18 protein-coding genes and 1 other RNA gene are annotated in these 20,938 nt (G+C 32.1%); 9 read left to right on the top strand and 10 right to left on the bottom strand.

The window, feature by feature from the left end; genetic code table 11:
- Positions 1-35 precede the first annotated feature (35 nt).
- The 3 genes from GSY47_RS07050 (at position 36) to GSY47_RS07040 (ending at position 6,411) form a co-directional block, all read left to right on the top strand.
- Positions 36-764: an LOG family protein gene (locus GSY47_RS07050; RefSeq protein WP_179005083.1), complete on the top strand. Its 729-nt coding sequence runs from the start codon at positions 36-38 to the stop codon at positions 762-764.
- 299 nt (positions 765-1,063) lie between these two features.
- The gene (locus tag GSY47_RS07045) at positions 1,064-3,808 is read left to right on the top strand and encodes a gluzincin family metallopeptidase (protein WP_179005081.1); all 2,745 of its coding nucleotides are present in this window, start codon (positions 1,064-1,066) and stop codon (positions 3,806-3,808) included.
- Positions 3,809-3,996: 188 nt separating this feature from the next.
- The gene (locus GSY47_RS07040; RefSeq protein ID WP_179005079.1) at positions 3,997-6,411 is read left to right on the top strand and encodes an alpha-ketoacid dehydrogenase subunit alpha/beta; all 2,415 of its coding nucleotides are present in this window, start codon (positions 3,997-3,999) and stop codon (positions 6,409-6,411) included.
- 253 nt (positions 6,412-6,664) lie between these two features.
- Here the strand turns inward: GSY47_RS07040 and kdsB are convergent, their stop codons facing one another.
- Positions 6,665-7,399, bottom strand: coding sequence for a 3-deoxy-manno-octulosonate cytidylyltransferase (gene kdsB / locus GSY47_RS07035; RefSeq protein ID WP_179005077.1), 735 nt, complete (start codon positions 7,397-7,399; stop codon positions 6,665-6,667).
- A 142-nt stretch (positions 7,400-7,541) separates the two neighbouring features.
- Complete coding sequence (locus GSY47_RS07030) at positions 7,542-8,951, bottom strand: ATP-dependent DNA helicase (protein ID WP_219071202.1); 1,410 nt, start codon at positions 8,949-8,951, stop codon at positions 7,542-7,544.
- 300 nt (positions 8,952-9,251) lie between these two features.
- Between GSY47_RS07030 and GSY47_RS07025 the strand changes: the two genes are divergently transcribed.
- Positions 9,252-10,073 carry a DUF3822 family protein gene (locus GSY47_RS07025; protein ID WP_179005073.1) on the top strand — a complete coding sequence of 274 codons (822 nt, stop codon included), beginning with the start codon at positions 9,252-9,254 and terminating at the stop codon, positions 10,071-10,073.
- Entirely contained in the window at positions 10,070-10,675 is a 606-nt protein-coding gene (locus GSY47_RS07020) for an RsmD family RNA methyltransferase (RefSeq protein ID WP_179005071.1), read from the top strand. The genes GSY47_RS07025 and GSY47_RS07020 overlap by 4 nt, the downstream gene beginning before the upstream one ends.
- 84 nt (positions 10,676-10,759) lie before the next feature.
- On the opposite strand, the gene GSY47_RS07015 is transcribed toward GSY47_RS07020, so the two are convergent.
- Entirely contained in the window at positions 10,760-12,877 is a 2,118-nt protein-coding gene (locus GSY47_RS07015) for an outer membrane beta-barrel family protein (RefSeq protein WP_179005069.1), read from the bottom strand.
- A gap of 282 nt (positions 12,878-13,159) precedes the next feature.
- On the opposite strand from GSY47_RS07015, the gene GSY47_RS07010 reads away from it, so the two are divergent.
- Complete coding sequence (locus tag GSY47_RS07010) at positions 13,160-14,518, top strand: sensor histidine kinase (protein ID WP_179005067.1); 1,359 nt, start codon at positions 13,160-13,162, stop codon at positions 14,516-14,518.
- Positions 14,519-14,528: 10 nt separating this feature from the next.
- The gene (locus GSY47_RS07005; protein WP_179005065.1) at positions 14,529-15,218 is read left to right on the top strand and encodes a response regulator transcription factor; all 690 of its coding nucleotides are present in this window, start codon (positions 14,529-14,531) and stop codon (positions 15,216-15,218) included.
- A 2-nt stretch (positions 15,219-15,220) separates the two neighbouring features.
- On the opposite strand, the gene GSY47_RS07000 is transcribed toward GSY47_RS07005, so the two are convergent.
- Both GSY47_RS07000 and GSY47_RS06995 read right to left on the bottom strand, forming a co-directional pair.
- On the bottom strand, positions 15,221-15,868 hold the full coding sequence (locus tag GSY47_RS07000; protein WP_179005063.1) for a hypothetical protein: 648 nt from the start codon (positions 15,866-15,868) through the stop codon (positions 15,221-15,223).
- A gap of 1 nt (position 15,869) precedes the next feature.
- Complete coding sequence (locus GSY47_RS06995; RefSeq protein ID WP_179005061.1) at positions 15,870-16,421, bottom strand: hypothetical protein; 552 nt, start codon at positions 16,419-16,421, stop codon at positions 15,870-15,872.
- A 192-nt stretch (positions 16,422-16,613) separates the two neighbouring features.
- On the opposite strand from GSY47_RS06995, the gene GSY47_RS06990 reads away from it, so the two are divergent.
- Positions 16,614-16,808 carry a hypothetical protein gene (locus tag GSY47_RS06990; RefSeq protein ID WP_091493069.1) on the top strand — a complete coding sequence of 65 codons (195 nt, stop codon included), beginning with the start codon at positions 16,614-16,616 and terminating at the stop codon, positions 16,806-16,808.
- Between the two features lie 184 nt (positions 16,809-16,992).
- Here GSY47_RS06990 and GSY47_RS06985 read toward each other — a convergent pair whose 3' ends face one another.
- Together GSY47_RS06985 and rnpB are read right to left on the bottom strand one after the other, a co-directional pair.
- On the bottom strand, positions 16,993-18,243 hold the full coding sequence (locus GSY47_RS06985; protein WP_179005059.1) for a cation:dicarboxylate symporter family transporter: 1,251 nt from the start codon (positions 18,241-18,243) through the stop codon (positions 16,993-16,995).
- Between the two features lie 31 nt (positions 18,244-18,274).
- Positions 18,275-18,608, bottom strand: an RNA gene (gene rnpB / locus GSY47_RS06980) — RNase P RNA component class A.
- 125 nt (positions 18,609-18,733) lie between these two features.
- Here rnpB and GSY47_RS06975 point away from each other — a divergent pair.
- Positions 18,734-19,027, top strand: a complete 294-nt coding sequence (locus GSY47_RS06975; protein WP_179005057.1) for an SH3 domain-containing protein — start codon at positions 18,734-18,736, stop codon at positions 19,025-19,027.
- Positions 19,028-19,351: 324 nt separating this feature from the next.
- Here GSY47_RS06975 and GSY47_RS06970 read toward each other — a convergent pair whose 3' ends face one another.
- The 3 genes from GSY47_RS06970 to GSY47_RS06960 all read right to left on the bottom strand — a co-directional run bounded on the left by GSY47_RS06970 (position 19,352) and on the right by GSY47_RS06960 (position 20,932).
- Entirely contained in the window at positions 19,352-19,729 is a 378-nt protein-coding gene (locus GSY47_RS06970; RefSeq protein ID WP_109194124.1) for a LysM peptidoglycan-binding domain-containing protein, read from the bottom strand.
- 6 nt (positions 19,730-19,735) lie between these two features.
- A complete protein-coding gene (locus GSY47_RS06965) occupies positions 19,736-20,215 on the bottom strand; it encodes a BON domain-containing protein (protein WP_179005055.1) in 480 nt (159 codons plus the stop codon).
- 165 nt (positions 20,216-20,380) lie between these two features.
- Positions 20,381-20,932: a hypothetical protein gene (locus GSY47_RS06960; RefSeq protein ID WP_179005053.1), complete on the bottom strand. Its 552-nt coding sequence runs from the start codon at positions 20,930-20,932 to the stop codon at positions 20,381-20,383.
- Positions 20,933-20,938: the final 6 nt, after the last annotated feature.

The raw sequence follows: 20,938 nt of genomic DNA, 5'->3' as shown, positions 1-20,938 counted from the left end.
TAAATTGAATAACTTAATAAATTAAAATACCTAAAATGAGATTAGAAGATTTTGATAATGATGAAGATAAAGTAATTCAGGACCGTTTGAAGCAAAAAACGTGGAATGAAATTAGAACCAATGACAGCTGGGCAATTTTTAAAATTATGTCCGAGTTTGTAAATGGTTATGAAGCAATGGGTAGAATTGGTCCGTGTGTTTCGATTTTTGGATCGGCTAGAACAAAACCAGACGATAAATACTATCAATTGGCAGAGAAAATTGCTTACAAAATAAGTAAAGCGGGTTATGGCGTAATTACGGGCGGTGGCCCAGGAATTATGGAAGCTGGTAACAAAGGCGCTCACTTAGGTGGTGGAACTTCGGTTGGTTTAAATATCGAACTACCTTTTGAACAGCATTTTAACCCTTATATTGACCACGATAAAAACCTAAATTTCGATTATTTCTTTGTGAGAAAAGTAATGTTCGTAAAATATTCTCAAGGTTTTGTGGTGATGCCGGGTGGTTTTGGAACTTTGGACGAAATGTTCGAAGCGATCACTTTGATTCAGACGAAAAAAATTGGAAAATTCCCAATCATTTTGGTGGGAGTAGAATTTTGGTCTGGCTTAATCGAATGGGTCAAAACAGTTCTGGTGGAGAAAATGCATACTGTAAGTCCAGAAGATCTGAACTTGTTTAAGATCGTTGACACAGAAGATGAAGTAGTAGATGTTTTAGACAAATTCTACAAGAAATACGATTTGAGTCCGAATTTCTAAATATTATCAACCTAAATACTAATATAAGAAATTGCAAGTTTGCCGTTAAAGCAGTGTAATTCAAATACACTTACATGACTTATAAGGTTAAATTGTATTAAATATCGTAAAAATTGAAAGCTGTTTTTTTAAACAGCTTTTTTTATGTTATTTTTACAAAAATCCGAAGTAACTTTATGTACGTAACTTAAGTATATCTGATAAACCTTGCGCCATACTTGAAATTGTTTTTTAAAATTATTTGTCCGATTATAGTTTTATTGTTTTCAATAAAACTTTCAGCACAACATCTTTCTAAGATGGAAGTGGCGGTAAATCTCGAACTTAAAACACTGAATGTAAAACAGGATATTACGTATCACAACGTTTCACAAGATACTTTAACTTCTATAGTTTTAAATGATTGGAATAATGCTTTTGCAGATAAAAATACACCATTAGCAAAACGTTTTTCGGATGAATTTTATAGAGGTTTTCATTTAGCTAAAGCTGCTGACAGAGGGAAAACTACTATTTTGAGTCTTACTGATACGATGGCTCTTGAATGGGAAAGAAACGAGAAAGATCCTGATTTTATAATTGTTAAATTAAGTCAAAAACTGCTTCCGGGCGAAAAAATCGATCTCCATCTTACTTATATTGCTAAAATTCCTAATGATAAATTCACTCATTTTGGTTTTGATCAAAATGGTGGAATGGAGCTTAAAAATTGGTTTTTAAGCCCTGCTCGTTTCGAAAATCATAGCTTCATAAAATACAACAATTTCAACTTAGATGATATTGCTAATGCTGCGACAGATTACGAAGTTGAAATTAAAATCCCTAATTCGTATTCTATTACAACCGATTTGAATTCGGTTTCTAAAGACGTTTCAAACAACGATTACATTATTTATTCCTTTTCTGGAAAAAACAGAACCGATTTCAGTCTTTATATTGAAAAACAAAGTTCCTTTAGAACTTATGACAATGGTTTAGTTGAAGTGGAAACCAATTTGAAAAACAAAAAAATCGACGAAATTCAGAAAGCTATAATTATTGATCGTGTAGTTTCTTTTGCATCTGATTTTGTTGGTCAATATCCGCACGAGAAAATCACAGTTTCACAGGCCGATTATGATCGAAATCCTTTTTATGGATTAAATCAGCTGCCTTCTTTTATAAGTCCGTTTTCGGATGATTTTATGTTTGAAATTCAGTTTCTAAAAACATTTTTGAACAATTATCTCAAAAACAGTCTTCGTATGGATTCCCGAAAAGACAATTGGGTTTACGATGCAATACAGATTTATGCCATGATGAAATATATGGAACTAAATCATCTGGATAAAAAAATGCTGGGCAGGCTTTCGGATATGAAACTTTTTAAAAGTTATAATATCACCAATTTAACTTTTAACGAACAGTACAGCTATTATTATATGCTTATGGCTCGTAAAAACCTAGATCAGCCATTGGGAGATCCTAAAAATACTTTAATCAAATTCAACGAACAAATCGCAAGTAAATATAGAGCAGGTTTAAGCTTGAGCTATCTGGATGATTATTTAAACCATAATATTGTTCCTGAAAGCGTAAAACAGTTTTATAATCTCAACAAAAGCCAACAGACAAATCGTTATGATTTTGAAAAAATCTTGACTCAAAAAAGTTCAAAAAAGATAGACTGGTTTTTCAATACTATAATTGACTCGAGGGATATTATTGATTATAAATTTTCGCATGTTTCAAGAACAGCCGATAGTGTCACTTTTTCAATTAAAAACAAAACAGGAATTTATGCTCCCATTCCTATTTACGGATTGAAGAAAAATAAAATCGTTTTTAAAGAATGGATCGAACCTAAAACAAAAGATTCTGTTTACGAATTTGAAAGAAAAAATGCTGATAAAATTGTTATAAACTACGATAATGAAGTTCCAGAATACAATCAGAGAAACAACTGGAAATCATTAAAAAGTGTTGTTATAACCAATCGTCCAATTAAGTTTAATTTTGCTAAGGATTTAGAAGATCCATTCTACAATCAGATTTTATACATTCCAACACTTACTTATAATTACTACGATGGTTTTACACCAGGAATTCGTTTTCATAACAAAACCATTCTAGACAAACCTTTTAATTTTGATATAAATCCAGCGTATTCTATCAAGGCAGGAACACTCTCTGGTTCTTCTGCTTTTTCTTGGAACGAATATTACAGAAACAGCACTTTGTACAATGTCCGCTATTCTATTAGCCAAAATTATTTTCACTATGCGCCAGATGCGACTTATTTGAGATTAAATCCGATGGTGGTTTTCCGTATTCGCGAAAAAGATTTTAGAGACAATAGAAAACAGCAGTTTTTGTTTCGTCAGGTTATCGTAAATCGTGAAGCAAGCGATTATATCACGGATAATTCCGAGCCTAATTATTCCATTTTTAATGCACGATATTCAAACACCAAAACGGAACTTATTGATCATTTTAATTTCATGACCGACTTACAGTTTTCTAGCGGATTTGGAAAGGTTTCGGGAGAGATTGAATATCGAAGATTATTTCAAAATAATCGTAAACTAAATTTAAGACTATTTGCTGGAAGTTTTGTATACAACACAACAAACTCCGATTATTTTAGTTTTGGTTTAGACAGACCAACCGATTATTTATTTGATTATAATCTTTTCGGAAGATCTGAAAGCACAGGCTTTTTTAGTCAGCAGTATGTAATTGCAGAAGGAGGTTTTAAATCTCAACTAGAACCTTCCTATGCCAATCAATGGATGACGACTTTAAATGCCAGTTATGCCGTTTGGAACTGGGTAGAATTATATGGAGACATTGGTTTTATGAAAAATAAACATCAAAGCGAGTTCTTTGCTTATGATACAGGAGTACGTTTAAATCTAGTTCCAGACTACTTTGAACTTTATTTTCCAGTTTATTCCAATAATGGATGGGAAATTTCACAACCTAGATACAATGAAAAAATACGATTTATAATCACTTTCTCACCAAAAACATTAGTCACGCTTTTTACCCGAAAATGGTTTTAATCAAATAAATTTTAAACAAAATATTGCGAAATTATCAAAAATACTCGTTTTTTACTTTAAACAACATAAATAAAACACCTTGTTTTTTCATTTTAAATACAAATAATTAAATTATATTTAGTTTAAAGAATTATGATTATTGATTGTTTTTAAGTAATTTCGCGACATAAACATGACCCTTCAAGATTATGATAAAAGAAATAAACAATACTACATTGACATTTGAGGATTTCAAAACTGAGGTATTGAATGACTATAGAACTGCTGTAATCAGCCGTGAATGTAGTCTTTTAGGTCGAAAAGAAGTATTAACAGGAAAAGCAAAGTTTGGAATTTTCGGAGACGGAAAAGAAGTGCCGCAGCTGGCAATGGCCAAGGCTTTTAAAAACGGGGATTTCCGTTCTGGATACTATCGCGATCAGACTTTTATGATGGCTATTGGCGAATTGGACGCAAAACAGTTCTTTGCCGGTTTATATGGTCATACTGATTTAGCTTTCGACCCAATGTCTGCTGGAAGACAAATGGGAGGACACTTTGTAACACACAGTTTAAACGAAGATGGTTCTTGGAAAGACTTAACCAAACAAAAAAATTCAAGCTCGGATATATCGCCAACTGCAGGACAAATGCCAAGATTATTGGGATTAGCGCAGGCATCTAAGATTTATAGAAATGTTGATGGAATTACCATCAAAGATAAATTTTCTGTAAATGGAAATGAAGTGGCTTGGGGAACTATCGGCAATGCTAGTACATCTGAAGGTTTATTTTTTGAAACCATAAACGCTGCAGGAGTTTTACAAGTACCAATGGTAATGAGTGTTTGGGATGACGAATACGGGATTTCTGTTCACGCAAAACACCAAACTACTAAAGAAAATATTTCTGAGATTTTAAAAGGATATCAACGTGATGAAGACGCTAAAGGTTATGAAATCTTTAGAGTAAAAGGCTGGGATTATGCCGAACTGGTTTCGACTTACGAAAGAGCCGGAGCTATTGCACGCGAAGAACATATACCTGTTTTAATTCACGTAAACGAATTAACACAACCGCAAGGACATTCTACATCTGGTTCACACGAACGTTACAAAAGCGCAGAGAGACTGGCTTGGGAAAAAGATTTTGACTGTATCCGCCAAATGCGTTTATGGATGATTGCAATCAATGTTGCTTCTCCTGAAGAACTGGCAGAACTTGATTTCGAATTAAAGAAACTTGTTTTGGAAGCTAAAAAAGAAGCTTGGAATTCCTTTATCAATCCAATTATCGAAGAGCAAAAAAATCTTTTAAACTTATTGGAACAGATTGCAGAAGCAAGTATCAATCATAAAGACAGAATTAAAAAATTAATTTCTGAATTAAGTTCAATAAAAGCGCCTTTAAAGAAAGAATTATTGGTTTATGCTAGAAAGATTCTTCGTTTTATTGAAGTTCCAAACAGCAAGATAATTTTATCAAACTGGATTACAAATTTTATAGCTGAAACACAAAAAAAATTCAGCAGTAACCTGCATTCTGAATCTGCTCAAAATGTATTTTCTGTAGAAAAAGTTCTTCCAAAATATGCAGAAAATGCAAAACCAGATTTAGACGGAAGAATGATTCTTCGTGATAATTTTGATGCATTATTTGCAAAATATCCTGAAACTCTAATTTTCGGTGAAGATGTTGGAAACATTGGAGACGTAAATCAAGGCTTGGAAGGAATGCAAGAAAAATACGGAGAACTTCGTGTTGCCGACGTCGGAATTCGTGAAGCGACCATTATCGGTCAGGGAATCGGAATGGCATTGAGAGGTTTACGTCCTATTGCAGAAATTCAATACTTAGATTATTTATTGTATGCTATTCAGATCATGAGTGATGATTTAGCGACATTACAATATAGAACCGTTGGTAAACAAAAAGCACCGTTAATCATCAGAACTCGTGGACACCGTTTGGAAGGTATCTGGCACTCTGGTTCTCCAATGGGAATGATTATCAATGCTATTCGCGGTATTCATGTTTTAGTTCCAAGGGATATGACACAAGCTGCTGGTTTTTATAACACATTGTTGGAATGTGACGAGCCTGCTTTGGTTATTGAATGCCTTAACGGATACCGATTAAAAGAAAAAACTCCTTTAAATTTTGGTGAATTTAAAACGCCTATAGGAGTTGTGGAGACTTTAAGAGAAGGTTCTGATATTACTCTAGTTTCTTATGGATCAACTTTAAGACTGGTTCAACAAGTTGCTGGCGAATTGGCAGAAAAAGACATCAATTGTGAAGTGATTGATATTCAATCTTTACTTCCATTTGACATCAATAAAGATATTGTGAAAAGTATCGCTAAAACGAATCGCCTTTTAGTAATTGATGAAGACGTTCCTGGCGGAGCATCAGCTTACATCTTACAACAGATTTTGGAAGAACAAGACGCTTATAAATATTTAGACAGCAAACCACAGACTCTTGCCGCAAAAGCGCACAGACCAGCATACGGAACTGATGGCGATTATTTCTCAAAACCTTCTGCCGAAGATATTTTCGAGAAAGTTTACGAAATGATGAATGAAGTTAACCCTTCTAAATATCCTGCTTTATACCAGTAATTTAGAATGTTTTAGATATAAAAAAAGCTCCAAAATTTTGGAGCTTTTTTTATTACCTATTTCTTTGTCAAATTTGTCAAATTTTAAAACTTTAACAAAGTTCTTTACGCAATCTTTGTGGAGCTACTTGCGAAGATTTCTCCCTTCGGGAAATGACAAAAATGAGATTAATCCATTGCAATAAAACAAAAATCCGCTTCAAACTGCGCTTTCTCGAAAGCGAATCCGTTTCATCCACGTTCTATATCACGAATTAAATATCTTTCAACATCGTTCTGGCTCTTTCTAAATCTTCAGCCGTATCGATTCCAATTCCAACATGAGTTGTTTCGACCATTTTAATTTTTTTTCCAAACTCTAAATAACGTAATTGCTCTAATTTTTCAGAAGCTTCTAAAGATTTCATTGGAAGGCTATAAAAGTCTAATAAAGCTTGTTTTCTAAAAGCATAAATTCCGATATGCTGAAAGTATCGCACACCAACATTTTGCTCTCTTGGATACGGAATTACAGAACGGGAAAAGTACAAAGCAAACTGTGACTGATCTACAACCACTTTTACATTATTCGGGTTATTAATTTCGTCTTCATTTTTAATTTCACGCATTAACGAAGCTAAATCAACTTTTTTATCTGGATCATTTTTAAAAACTGATAAAACTTGTGCTAAAGGTTCAGCTTCTGTAAAAGGCTCGTCTCCCTGAACATTTACTACAATATCTACATCAAGATCTGCAATAGCTTCAGCAATTCGGTCGCTTCCAGATTCGTGTTCTTTAATACTCATTATTGCTTTTCCACCATTCGAAACAATTTCATCAAAAATTAAATCAGAATCGGTTACTACAAAAACATCTTCAAATAGTTTTGTTGAAACTGCCGCTTCGTACGTTCTTAAAATTATTGTTTTACCTCCTAAATCCTGCATCAATTTTGCAGGAAAACGTGTGGAAGCATATCGTGCAGGAATTACCGCTATTATTTTCATTTATATATTTTATTTTTTCTATGCAATTTACTTTAAAAATGTATTTTCCCACAGATTAAAAGGACTAAAAAGATTTCTGTAAAAAATATTCAAACCAATAATAAGAATCTGTGAAAATCATTTTAATCTGTGGCAAAAAAAACTATTCTTCAAAACTCTCGTCTTTAAAACCGATCAAATATAATTTATTTTTAGCACGTGTCATTGCCGTATAAAGCCATCTGATGTAATCTCGATCGATTCCGTCTGGTAAATACGGCTGTTCTACAAAAACGGTATTCCATTGTCCACCCTGCGATTTATGACAGGTAATAGCGTAAGAGAATTTAACCTGCAATCCGTTAAAATATTCGTTTTCCTTTACCTTTTGAAATCTCTTGTATTTAGTAGTTTCATCTTCATAATCCTTCATTACTTCTTCATACAAACGATTCGATTCTTCGTAAGTTAAAGAAGGAGATTCGCTTTTTAAAGTATCTAAAATCAAAACGGTTTCAAAAGGCTTTTGGTTGGGATAATCCACCATTCTAATTTTCACTTTGGCAAATGTAAATCCATATAATTCTCTGATTCCGAATAATTCTAAAACTTCAATAATATCTCCATTGGCAATAAATCCTGCTTCATCCGTTTCTTTCAGCCAGAAATAATTGTTTTTTACCACCATCAAAAAGTCGCCTACAGAAAGTTCGCTTTCTTTAAATAAAATTCGGCTTCTGATTTGTTCGTTATACTGATTGGCTCTTTTATTCGAGCGAACAATAAAAGCCGTGTCTTCAATACTGTAATTGCTGTACGCCATATTAATCGCGTCCTGAATATCGTAGCCGTCTGTTAATCGGACAATATCTTTAAACTTCTTTACATTAAATCGGAATTCGGTAATAAAACTTTCTTTTAATAATTCACGTAATTCTGTAGCATTATATAAAATCCCTGAACTTTCTTCCTGACGCATTACTTCGTCGAGTTCTATGTGTTCGATTTCTTTACTATAATGAGAACCCAAAGTGTCAATGTCTAAAGCTGGACTTACGTCTAAATTAACGGGAGGAAGCTGTGCTGTATCTCCTAAAAGAATCATTTTACAGTTTTGACCCGAATACACATAGTTGATTAAATCATCCAGAAGAGAACCACTGTCTAAAGTGCTATCTGAAATCATCGAAGCCTCATCGACGATAAAAATGGTATTTTTGTGTTTGTTGACTTGTTTAGTAAAAGCTACTCCACCACCCGATGATTTTTTAGGGAAATATATTTTTTTATGAATTGTAAAAGCAGCTGTATTCGAATAATTAGAAATTACTTTTGCCGCGCGTCCTGTTGGTGCCAGCAAAACATATTTCTTATTAATGTCACCCAAATTATTTACGATTGTAGAGATTACAGTCGTTTTTCCTGTTCCGGCATATCCTTTTAAAACAAAAATAGTATCGTTTTGTGGTTCGGTTAAAAAAATAGCGATTTTTTGAAAAAAGATATCCTGTTTAAGCGTTGGAGCAAAAGGAAATCGTTTTTGTAAAATACCGTAAAAGTGTGCTGAATTCATAAGGAAAATTTGAATCGCAAAGGTCGCTTTTTTAAATGGCAATATCAAAAATCAATTTCAATGACAATTAAAGTCTCCAATTTTAAAACTCAAAAATATAGCTTACATACAATCATTAAACAATAAAACATAGTAAATCACTAAAATTCAAGTAAATAAACCTTTTGTTAACCTTATTTTAAAATAAAATCCAAATTGTTTTTTGAAATTGCAATTATAATTGTTCCTTTTTAATTTGTAAGTTTGTGGTCGCTTAAATTCTTTCTTGATTTAAAACAGGTAACGAATTGTAAATCAACTATGTCATTACACAACACCAACATTACTTCAAAAAATTACAAAAAACTTTCTATTCAGGTTTCACTGTCGGGATTTTCATATTGTTGTTTTGATACTTTAAATAATGTAATTACTTCATTTAAAGAAATTCAGTTTGACAACACAAATAAAACGGCAAAAATTGAAGATTTGCTTACCGATGCATTCAAAAAAAATCCTGAATTAAAAGGTAATTACGATGATGTAATGGTAATTCACACTAACAATCTTTCAACTTTTGTTCCAACCGCTTTGTTTGATGAAAATTACTTGGGAAGTTATCTGCAATACACAAAAAAAGTATTTGAAACAGACTTTTTTACTTTTGACCGAATCCCAAATTACGAAATGAATTCTGTTTATATTCCGTATGTGAACATTAATAATTTCCTAATTGATAATGTGGGTTCTTTCAATTACAGACATGCAAACACTATTTTGGTCGAAAAACTGCTGGATAATTCCCGTAATGATGACGAAAAGAAAATGGTCATCAATTTTAATCCTGGGAATTTTGAAATTATAGTGGTTCAAAATCAGAAGCTTTTGTTATTCAATTCATTTGAATATCAAACCCCTGAGGATTTCATTTATTACATTTTGTTTACAGCAGAACAGTTAAGTATGAATCCAGAAAGCTTCAGATTGGAATTCTTAGGAACTATTTCTGATAACGATCCATTTTATCAAATTGCTTACAAATATGTTCGTCATATTTCTTTTTTGGATGTTTCTAAACTAAAAGAAAAAAATAGCTTTTCAACAGCTCAAAATCAAAAACATTATATCTTATTTCAATCATGAGAATCATTTCAGGAAAATACAAAGGGCGCCGAATTAATCCGCCAAAAAATCTGCCTGTAAGACCAACGACTGATATGAGTAAAGAAGCATTGTTTAATGTTCTGAATAATCATTTCAATTTTGACAGCTTAAAGGTTTTGGATTTATTTTCGGGAACCGGTAATATCAGTTTTGAATTCGCTTCACGCGGAAGCGCACCAATTACATCTGTAGATGGCGATTTTGGATGTGTAAAATTTATCAAACAAGTTTCATCAGAATTTGATTTTGATATCGCTGCAACTAAAAGTGACGTTTTTAAGTTTTTAGATAATGCGAAAACGACTTACGATATCATTTTTGCAGACCCACCTTATGGATTGGATCAGTCAACTTTTGAAAAGATTGTTTTGACTGTCTTTGAAAGAGGCTTGCTAGAAGAAGATGGAATGATGATTATCGAACATTCGAAGTATACCAAAATGGAACATTTAAGCAATTTTTCATTCCAAAAAAGTTATGGCGGTTCGTTTTTTAGTTTTTTCGAACTACATTCTACAGATGACGATGAAGAACTTCCGGGTGAATCTCCATTAAAAATTGTTGAAGAAGACGAAGGATAGTCTGAATTAATATATAAATATTAAAATCCCAAATTCCAATTTGAAAGTTGGAATTTGGGATTTTAATTTTGGATTTTATATTCTTTATCTGATTCTGTTTTCATTCTCATTGACGCTCTTTTCTTTAAACTCACTTTCTTTTATTTTTCCAAAAGAATAACGGAGCGTAATCGAAACTTCATTGGCATCAACCAAATATCTGGCTCTTGAACTTATGTTATTGATTGTAAAACGTTCTGAATAAATAGTATTTCTAAAAATATCATTATAATTCAAAGTACAAGTCCAGTGTTTACCAAAAGATTTAGCCAACGATAGATCAAAAATCAGTTTTGCATTTCGTTCAAAAACGCCTTCTTTTTGTTTGGTTGCACCCCAAAAAGACAAAACGAAAGTAAAATCTTTTGGAAGTCTGAATGTATTATTGGAATAGTAATACAAATAAGTTTTAGAAGAATTAAATACTGCCGATTCATCTTCAATTTTATTGGTTGCAAAAATTAAAGAATTCATATTCGTCCAAAATTTATAGGTAAATGGCAATGTAAATTCAATATTATAACCGGATTCTTTTTGGAAGTTTTTCTCAGTAAAAGTCAAAACATTATTCTGATCATCAAATACAAAATCCTGATAAGTAGGATTTTTGTTTTGATACAAAGTCAGTTTTAAAGATTTGTCATGATACTGAAAAACAGTTGAAATTACATCTATAGAAGTCGGCCCCAGATTGATATTGCTTCCATAAATAAAATACGGATTGATGTAAGTTGCAATCATACTCAAAGAAGAATAATTAGGTCTTGAAATACTTTTAGCATAATCTACGCTTATACTTTTAGTACTGTCAATTGCGAATGAAAATTGCGCTTTTGGAAAAAGATTCGTATAATTTTTATCAATCAGAAAAGCGCTATCTGTACTGTATTTTCCGCTGACATTTGTATTTTCAAGTCTGAATCCAACTGAGAAATTGATTTTTTTAATTTTTCCTGTAAGCTGTGTATATAAAGCCGAATTAGCTTCTTTAAAATTATAATCGAAAGTTGTATTTTCATTTTTATCATAATCAAAAACATCATAATCCGATTTAGATTTGGCAGAAGAATACAATCCTCCGTATTCCCAGTTCCATTCGTTTTTAAACTTTTTTTCTAAATCAATCCGACCTGAAAATACATTTACATCAAACTTCTGATCACGATTCTGAGATAATTCTAATTCCGTTTCATTGAAATCATTCTGCACTAAACTCCACAAATCCTGATTAAAATTGGAACCCTGAAAACCAACAAACAGTTGCGTATCAATCGCTTTTATTTTCTTTGAATAATTGATAAACGAGTTAATAAAATTCTTTGAACTGGAATTATCGCTGAACGTATAAACATTATTTTCTTCATTTTGATTTTGGTTATACGTAAAGGTATTGATGTCAAAAGTGTCACTTCGTCTTTTACCATTTACATTCACAGAGAAATAATCTTCCTCATTAATTTTATAAAATAAACCTCCGCCAAAAATATAATCCTTTCTATACGTAACAGCCGAAACATCATAATCTGAAACAATATTCGCCTGCGGAATTTGATACGCAATACTGTGGTTTTCCCAAGGTTGTAATTTGTTATAATTGAAATTGGCTTTCCATTCCAGTTTGTTCTTTTTAAAGCTTGAATTGAACCCCATATAATTGTTATAGTTTTTTTTGAAAGAAGCAGTTTCCGAAACATTCGTTTTAAAACCTTCTTTTCTGCTTAATTTTCTGGTAATCAAAATCACCGCACGACCTTCTGCTTCATATTTTGAAGACGGATTCTGAACAATCTCTATTGTTTTAATATCATCAACAGACAACGCGTTCAAATCGTTCATTCCTACTTTTTGATTATCAATATAAATCAGTGGATTTCCTTTGCCTACAATCGAAATACTTTCGCGGTCTGCGCTCACTTGTACATTGGGAAGTTTCGAAAGCAGATCAACCGGATTAGGAATGGAATTATAAACAGAATTGGCAACATCTACTTTTATATTTCCATTCGTATTGGTAAAAGTCTTTTTGTTTTGGGCAATGACAACTTCTTTCAATTCCTGATTAGATATAGTATCTTTTGGCGTTTCATTTTGCGCATTGGCAATAAAAGAAAGACAGAAAAGCAAAAGCGCAATTAAAAGTTTTAGTGGCAGAAAAACATTCATTTTATAGTATTTTGGTTTATGATGATGCAAAAATGCTTTGAAAAACCAATTACGAAGGTTAATGGGAGGTTAATGCGGAGTTAACGGGCTATTTATGCTTTAAAAACAGTATTTTTGACGAAGAAAATTAGCATATTGATTTTTAAATCTCCCGCAGATTTAGCTGATTTAGGAGATAAAAAATCTGCTCAATTTGCTAAATCTGCGAGAGAAAATTTTCTAGAAATAATTTCAAAAACTTATTCAATCAGAGTTATCTGTTAGCTATAATTCGACACAAAAATGAAACAAAGAATCAATTTATTAATCTCATTTTCTGTAATCGCACTTATTGTGTTGATGACAGTGCAATGTTATTTGGTAAAAACGGCTTATGAGTACAAAGTAGCACAGTTTCATACACAGATCAAAAATGAAATTGGTAAGATCACCAATAATTACAGCGATATTGATTCGGAATTAGTAGCTAAAAAAGAAGCGCTTTACAAAAGTCTATCTGAAAACTATATCAGAGGAAAAAATACCAAACAGGATATTAAAATCGGGGTTTTGAAAAATGAATACCAAAGTGCTGTAACACAACAAATCCAGCGAAAATTTGAAAAAGATTTGCCGTATTTCAAAATTGATTTTGCTATCGTTTTGAACAAATTTATACTGTACCAAAACGCAAAAAAGAACGATACCATTTTTTCTGAAAAACCATTTATTGAAAACAAACTTTATGGAAATCTGAATTCTTTAAATCAGGCTTTTTTGGTTCGAAGCTATGTTGGGATTACGAATGGGACTTTTGAAAATCAGAATTATAAATTACTGACGGAAGATTCCATGTACGTTTCGGTTATTGATTGGGAAATGATTATTTTACAAAGAATGACCTTTATTCTGATCCTTTCTTTATTATCGATTCTAACTTTAATTACACTTTTTGTTATTGCTTTAAAAGCTTTAATTAAACAAAAGAAAGTGAGTGATGTTAAAACGGATTTCATCAACAACATCACACATGAACTGAAAACACCTTTGGCAACTTTAGGAATTTCTACAAAAATTTTAGAACAGAAAAACATTCGTGATAACGAAGAAAATTTCAATGCAATTGTTAATACGATTTCACGCCAAAACAATCGTTTACAGAGTTTAATTGATCAGGTTATGGCTAATTCCCTAGCAGAAAATGAACTTGAATTACAAAAAGAAAAAATAGAAACCGAAGATTTTCTGCTTTCTATTATCAATGATTTTAAAATTACGTTTCCAAAAATCAATCTTAAAACCGATTTTCAAACTGAGAAAACAATTTTAGTTTTAGATAAATTTCATTTGACAACCGCTTTTTTAAATGTTTTGGAAAACGCTGTAAAATATGGCTCCAGTACCATTACAATCAAAACAAAAATTATTGAAAGGCAGTTTTCCATCAGCATTGAAGATGATGGAATTGGAATCGCTAAAAACAAGCAATCCCTTCTTTTTGATAAATTTTATCGAGTTGAGCAAGGAAACCTGCACAACACAAAAGGTTTAGGTTTAGGTTTGTATTATGTGGCTCAAATTATAAAAGCACATCAGGGTTCTGTAAGTGTTATGAGCGATTTAGGAAAAGGAACCGAGTTTACTATTTTATTAAAAGTTTAAATTCCATATTTTGAAAAAATTACTTTTAGCTGAAGACGATTTTGATTTTGCCACCATTCTAAAACAATATTTAGAACTACATCAATTTGAAGTAACCTGGGCAGAAAATGGAGAAATAGCATTGGACTATTTTAAAAAACAAACTTTTGACATTTGTGTTTTTGATGTCATGATGCCGATATTGGACGGATTCTCTTTGGCAGAAAAAATAATTACAATAAATCCTGAAATTCCTTTTATTTTTCTAACAGCTAGAAAATTAAAAGAAGATAAACTCATTGGCTTAAAACTGGGCGCAGACGACTATATCGCAAAGCCTTTTGAAGTCGACGAACTGGTTTTGCGTTTGCAGAATATCCTAAAAAGAATTGAGCAAAAGAGGACTTTAGAAGGAAATAATACAATAGAAATTGGTTCGTATATTTTTGATAATGAAAGATTAACTCTCAATAATAAAAATCATGTGCAGCAACTTACAGAAATGGAAGCTTCTCTTATTGAATATTTGTACTTAAACCATAATCAATTACTAAAGAGAGACCAAATCTTAATGTCTGTTTGGAAAAAAGACGATTATTTCTCCGGTCGAAGCATGGATGTTTTTATCAGTAGGCTTCGAAAATATTTCAATTCAGATCCAAAAATTAAAATTGAAAGTGTTCGTAATATTGGCTTAGAATTTAAAATTGATAAAGAGTAGTTTTATTTCAGTCTTTTGACTCCAAAGTAATATTTAAATTCTATTCCGTAAACACCAACATTATCTACTGGTTCAGTCCCTGGATTTAATTTATTAAAAGAATTCGAAACTCTAATTGTATTGTAACATAAATTAATTGCTAATGTATTTGAGTACCAAGTATCAAAATTAATTACGATTCCCACGCCGAGCCCAAAATTATGCTGTGAAACCGAGGTACTTCTTTCTGTTGCGCCAGATCCCAATTGACTAGTTGAATTTATTGTTTCTTTTGCATTAACTATTGAATAAATATATTTTGGCAAGATTTGTATGTATGCATTATCATTGTAATCACCCAGCGCAATTTTGGGACTAAAACTAAAGTTTACAGTAGAAAAGGTTTTATCTGAAACATTTGCAATTGAATTAGAATCTTCTCTACTTTTAAATTTTCCAAACATATAATTAGCTTCAATTTCTGGCATAAAAAAACCAAAGGGTCTATATTCCGCACCAGCAGAAAGACTTACTGCCGGAGATGACTGTAAATCTTTTTCAAAAGAATATAAATGCACAAAACCTCCTAATCCTATAAACGGACGCAGTTCTTGAGCATTACTGATATAGCCAGTAATAAAAACTAAGCTAAAGACTAAGTTTTTCTTCATATTATTTTCCAATAATCCAGCCTAATGAAAAGTTTCCAATTGGAACTACTTCCGTTTCATTCCTGTCCGTAGCAACTCCCAGACCTAAATTTAGATCGATATTCAATTTTCTTTTATACGTTCTTTGAATTCCCCAAACTGGACCAACTGTAAAAGAAGGACAATATTCGCTAAACAACTTATTGGTAGAAATAGATTGAAAACTATAATCAGCATACAATGCAACAAAGTTTCCTGAATTATGAGCTGTTCTTTTTCCTTTTGCAGCTCTTTTCTCTAAATTATAATAATGTCTAAATTGTTCAGTAATTCTTGGAACAAAATACCAAGTTGATTCATCATAAAAACTATTGTGACGATAACCAATTATAACACTAGCTTCTGAATAAAGTGTATTTTTTGTAGAAAATCCATGCTCATAAACAAAGCCTGGAGAAAGTATAGGATTAATTTTAAATTGATGTTTTGCTACAGAAACGGGAGCATCATCTTGCGCTTGAATAGCATTGACAAAAAGAATGAAAAGAATTAAGAATAGGTAGTTTTTTATCATTTTTGGTTAGTTAAATTGGTTGCGACAAAAATAGTCTTAAAAGTATATTATCCTATTAAAACTTAATTTATTTTCTTACAACTTTGAAATCAGTTTTTAAACACTTAAAATCATATAATTTTACTAAACAATTGTATAACAACTATTAAAGTTTGTCATTTTAACTTTGGATAAACTTTAAAATCTAACATCATGAACCTAAAAAGATTTTTCGGCGGATTACTGACAATCCTGGGAATTGTAGGACTTATTTATACAGCAGTGATTTTCTCTAATACTTCTGGAGAAACCAGAGATATTAAATCGCTTATTATTTACGGTATATTAGGAATTGTTTTCTTTACGTCTGGAATTAGTTTAGTGCGCGCAACAAAAGATGAAAGTTAAGATATGCCACAAAGGCACTAAGGCGCAAAGTTTTTTTTAATCTCGCAAAGTCACAGAGTCACAAAGGTTAAAATAATTAAAAGAAAAATTTGAAAAGAAAAAGCTTTGCGACTTTGCGAGCACTATTAACCTCAAAAGAAGACCAAAACTTTTCGCCTTAGTGTCATTTGTGGCAAAACCCAAATTATTCTTCTAAAACAGGATTCAGATTCAGCTCTGTAAAATCTCTTTCTGTTTTCGAAATAATAATCGTTGCTACTGTATTTCCGATTAAGTTTGTAATTGCTCTGGCTTCGCTCATAAATTTATCAACTCCTAACAAGAATGCCAAACCTTCAACTGGAATCTTATGAAGCGCTGTTAAAGTTGATGCTAAGACAATAAATCCGCTTCCTGTAACACCAGCAGCGCCTTTTGAAGTAATCATCAAGATTCCGATGACCGTTAAAATTTCGAAGAAACTCAAATGGACATCATATAATTGCGCTAGAAATATGACTGACATTGAAAGATAAATCGAAGTTCCATCCAAATTAAAGGAATAGCCTGTTGGAATTACCAAACCTACAACCGATTTACTGCACCCCATTTGTTCTAATTTTACCATAATACTTGGCAGGGCAGCTTCTGAAGATGAAGTGCCCAAAACCAGCAAAAGTTCTTCTTTAATGTATTTTAGAATCGAAAGAATACTGATTTTATAATATCTCAAAATGCTTCCTAAAATTAAAAACACAAAAAGCGCCATTGTCAAATAAACGCATAGCATCAATTTCCCAAGTGGAATTAAAGTCTGCAATCCAAACTTTCCAATTGTATAAGCCATTCCACCAAAAGCTCCAATTGGAGCCAGATACATGACGTATTTTAAACAAGTAAAAACTACTTTAGAAAAACGTTCTAAAACCAAAATAGTCTGTTCTCTTTTTTGATAAAAATTCAAGGCAATCCCACAGACTATAGCTGCTAATAAAACCTGTAAAGTAAAATTGGATAAAAAAAATTGCAACCAAGAAAAATCCTTTGCACTCGCATTTGTATATTGGCTTGCATCTCCTAAAGTTAATTTAGACTTATCTACTTTTCCGGGTTGAAATAAATAAGCAACAGCGACTCCAATTGCTAAGGCAACAGTAGAAACTACTTCGAAATAGGTCAATGCTTTTATCCCAATTCTTCCCACTTTCTTCAAGTTGCCCATACCGGAAATTCCTAAAACAATGGTCAGGAAAATAATTGGTCCAATAAAAAGCTTGATTAAATCAACAAATCTTTTTCCCAAGACTTCCATTTTCACTCCATTTTCAGGTGAAAAATGTCCGAGTAAAACTCCAGCAATAATCGAAATAAGAACCCAAAAAGTTAGATTGGTCAGTATGGTTTTAAGAATACTTTTGTTGTTTTTTGAAGAAGGATTTGGAGTGGCAATATTCATGAAATGTGGTTAGTTAGTTTCACAAATATATAAAAAATGCAGACCTATAAGCCGGATTCTGTTCTTGTCTCATTTTGCAACAAGACAATACCTTATCATTTATCTAGATCCCGAATTACTTCGGGACTCAATCTACCTACCCTTCGGCAACGGACGAGAAGCCCTTAAATGCCGATATACTTGGTATTTCACCGCATAGAGTTTACCTGGTTTCACTACAGCATTACCTGTACATACTTTCTGCTGCACTTGTCCTAATTCCGACCGAAATCGAAACCGACGGGCGTTACCCGCTATGCTTCTCTATGGTGTCCGGACTTTCCTCCCTCCCGATGAATCGGAACGACGATAAGGCGGTCTGCGGTGCAAAAGTAACACTTTATGAACTAACAATAATGATTTTAAATTTCAGTTTTTATGGAGTTTACCCTAACTTTTTAATTTTAAAATAGTTATCTTTAAGATTCTATAATTTTTAAATTCAGTTATCATGAGAAGAATGTATCATTACGCAACTGTTTCAAAGGCTTTAGATCAATTGAATGAAAAAGGATTTACATGTGATTTTAATCGAAATGCTGACCTGATTAAAAAAAATCCTGAAAAATTTGAAATTGTTCATGTGTATCGATACGAAGGGGAATCGGACCCAGCGGATGAGGCAGTTGTATACGGAATTAGGTCTGTTAACGGCAAAAAAGGAGTGTACGTAGCTGGTTTTTCTGCCGACTCAGATCAGGAAACAGCGCAGTTTTTATTTCAATTAAGTATTAAGGGAAGGTAGTTTTTAGTTAGAAACTTTTTTCAATGAAATAAAAAACGCATGGAGTAGTTAAAAGAGAAGTAATCACAACCTACGTCTTCCCGAGTAACGAAGGATTTCCACAAATAAAATCACCAGTCTTTGGCGAGCTACTTACGGAGATCCCTCGTTCCTCGGGATGACATAAAATGAGAAACATTCCTATCTTGAATTACTACTTATTATTTTTTTAAGTAATAAAATCAACAACATAAACATTTGCGATCATTGCGTAATTCCTTGCGCTCTTTGCGGTTAAAAAACACAAAAAAGCCCATCATAAAGAGGGCTTTTAAAACAGTAAAACTACAATACTGTTGTTGGTATCTTCAATTTCCAGCCTGGCTGAATTAAGTCGGGGTTTGAAATAACATCTTTGTTGGCTTCAAAAATGGTCTGCCAGGAAACTCCAAATTCTTTTCCGATTTTCGAAAGTGAATCACCGCTTTTAACTGTATATTCTTTTGAAATTCCTTCTGCAACTTTAATATCCATTACAACATCAGCAGATCTGTAATCTGGATCAATTGTTCCGTAAGCGTTCCAAAGTTTTTCTTTATCTTCTGCCGATTTTACTATGCCATCGATATACAACACATTATCTTGTTCTCTTACTTCTAAATTTGTTGCCTCCAGCTGAGAAGCCAAATCTATCACCTCTTTATATTTATCTTTTAAACTCATAACAATTTATTTTATAATTAATTTGTTATCTACTTTTTTCGGTTTCAATTCTTGTATGCTCTGCATAAGAGGCTGTAATTTGTCTCTTTTAATTTCTCCCGAAAGCGTTACAACACCTCCAACAACCGTTACACTAACGCCATCATAAGCATCAACAACTTTATGTACGGATTTATCTAATTCTGTGTCTGGATTGATTACAACCGCAGCAGCTGCAGGTTCTTGATTAGCTCTGGCCAATTCGCAGGTATTTACAACAGATTTTACACCTTTTACTGATCTAACGCTTTTCTCGATATTTTTCTTGAAAATTTCGTCTTCGCAAGTCCCTGTAATAGTTGCCACACCATCATGAACTGAAACTTGGATTTCTGGAGTATCGTTTAATTTTTCAGTGATTGCTTTTTCGATATCTGCATCATTGGGCTTGCAAGATACTAAAGCTATACACAGACTCATTCCTAATAAAATTGATTTGAATTTCATAACGTTTCCTTTTAAATAATTAACAATCTAAAATTAAACAGTTTAAAACCCAAAACATTATAGGATATACTTATGGTTTTATAACTTTCCCAGTAAAATTGAGGTCTGAAGTCTTGATTTAGTAAAAATAAATTAATAGCTACATAAAACAGGTGATTTACAACCTTAATCTTGATATGAATATTTGACATCCTTTTTATCAAAATCGGAGAGCATGTTTTTATGTGTTTTAAAATAAAAAACTTTGCTGTCAAAATAATTCTCAATCAACAATCCAGTATTTGCACCTTCAGTCTTTTTTAAAGTGTTCTGTAAGGAATTGTAAAATTTTGCAATCTGTTTATCTGGATTTTTACTGATTATTCTTAATTTGATTATTTCAATATTATCGTGATCTTCTCTACCTCCTTTTCCTTCAATACAATAATCAAAAAGTGCATCATCATAAAAACTGATTCTGTCTTTTTTACTGGTTTTTCCTAAAATTAGATTTCCATCTTTTATTTCTAAAGCTTTAGAAGAAAAGAAAAAACCACGATAATCTTGATTAGAGAAAAAGGTTATGTTATCGCTTTTCGGATCAATAAGTTCGTAGTAAAATCCTTTTTTTCCATTTAAATATTCTGCATAAAGATTTACAGCATTCTTATTGATTATATCTCTTAACTCAGAAATAAACTTTTCAAAAGGGATTATAATATTGAAATATACTGCCATTGTATT

Source organism: Flavobacterium quisquiliarum, from assembly GCF_019308285.1.
Classification (GTDB): Bacteria; Bacteroidota; Bacteroidia; order Flavobacteriales; family Flavobacteriaceae; genus Flavobacterium; species Flavobacterium quisquiliarum.
The sequence above is the reverse complement of the archived record's forward strand: the minus strand, read 5'-3'. Positions and strand labels throughout refer to the sequence as shown.

Bases quoted from the DNA above. Each gene is read 5' to 3' on its own strand.
- GSY47_RS07050 (WP_179005083.1), top strand. From the start codon at position 36: ATGAGATTAGAAGATTTTGATAATGATGAAGATAAAGTAATTCAGGAC.
- GSY47_RS07045 (WP_179005081.1), top strand. From the start codon at position 1,064: ATGGAAGTGGCGGTAAATCTCGAACTTAAAACACTGAATGTAAAACAG.
- GSY47_RS07040 (WP_179005079.1), top strand. From the start codon at position 3,997: ATGATAAAAGAAATAAACAATACTACATTGACATTTGAGGATTTCAAA.
- kdsB (WP_179005077.1), bottom strand. From the start codon at position 7,399: ATGAAAATAATAGCGGTAATTCCTGCACGATATGCTTCCACACGTTTT.
- GSY47_RS07030 (WP_219071202.1), bottom strand. From the start codon at position 8,951: ATGAATTCAGCACACTTTTACGGTATTTTACAAAAACGATTTCCTTTT.
- GSY47_RS07025 (WP_179005073.1), top strand. From the start codon at position 9,252: ATGTCATTACACAACACCAACATTACTTCAAAAAATTACAAAAAACTT.
- GSY47_RS07020 (WP_179005071.1), top strand. From the start codon at position 10,070: ATGAGAATCATTTCAGGAAAATACAAAGGGCGCCGAATTAATCCGCCA.
- GSY47_RS07015 (WP_179005069.1), bottom strand. From the start codon at position 12,877: ATGAATGTTTTTCTGCCACTAAAACTTTTAATTGCGCTTTTGCTTTTC.
- GSY47_RS07010 (WP_179005067.1), top strand. From the start codon at position 13,160: ATGAAACAAAGAATCAATTTATTAATCTCATTTTCTGTAATCGCACTT.
- GSY47_RS07000 (WP_179005063.1), bottom strand. From the start codon at position 15,868: ATGAAGAAAAACTTAGTCTTTAGCTTAGTTTTTATTACTGGCTATATC.
- GSY47_RS06995 (WP_179005061.1), bottom strand. From the start codon at position 16,421: ATGATAAAAAACTACCTATTCTTAATTCTTTTCATTCTTTTTGTCAAT.
- GSY47_RS06990 (WP_091493069.1), top strand. From the start codon at position 16,614: ATGAACCTAAAAAGATTTTTCGGCGGATTACTGACAATCCTGGGAATT.
- GSY47_RS06985 (WP_179005059.1), bottom strand. From the start codon at position 18,243: ATGAATATTGCCACTCCAAATCCTTCTTCAAAAAACAACAAAAGTATT.
- GSY47_RS06975 (WP_179005057.1), top strand. From the start codon at position 18,734: ATGAGAAGAATGTATCATTACGCAACTGTTTCAAAGGCTTTAGATCAA.
- GSY47_RS06970 (WP_109194124.1), bottom strand. From the start codon at position 19,729: ATGAGTTTAAAAGATAAATATAAAGAGGTGATAGATTTGGCTTCTCAG.
- GSY47_RS06965 (WP_179005055.1), bottom strand. From the start codon at position 20,215: ATGAAATTCAAATCAATTTTATTAGGAATGAGTCTGTGTATAGCTTTA.
- GSY47_RS06960 (WP_179005053.1), bottom strand. From the start codon at position 20,932: ATGGCAGTATATTTCAATATTATAATCCCTTTTGAAAAGTTTATTTCT.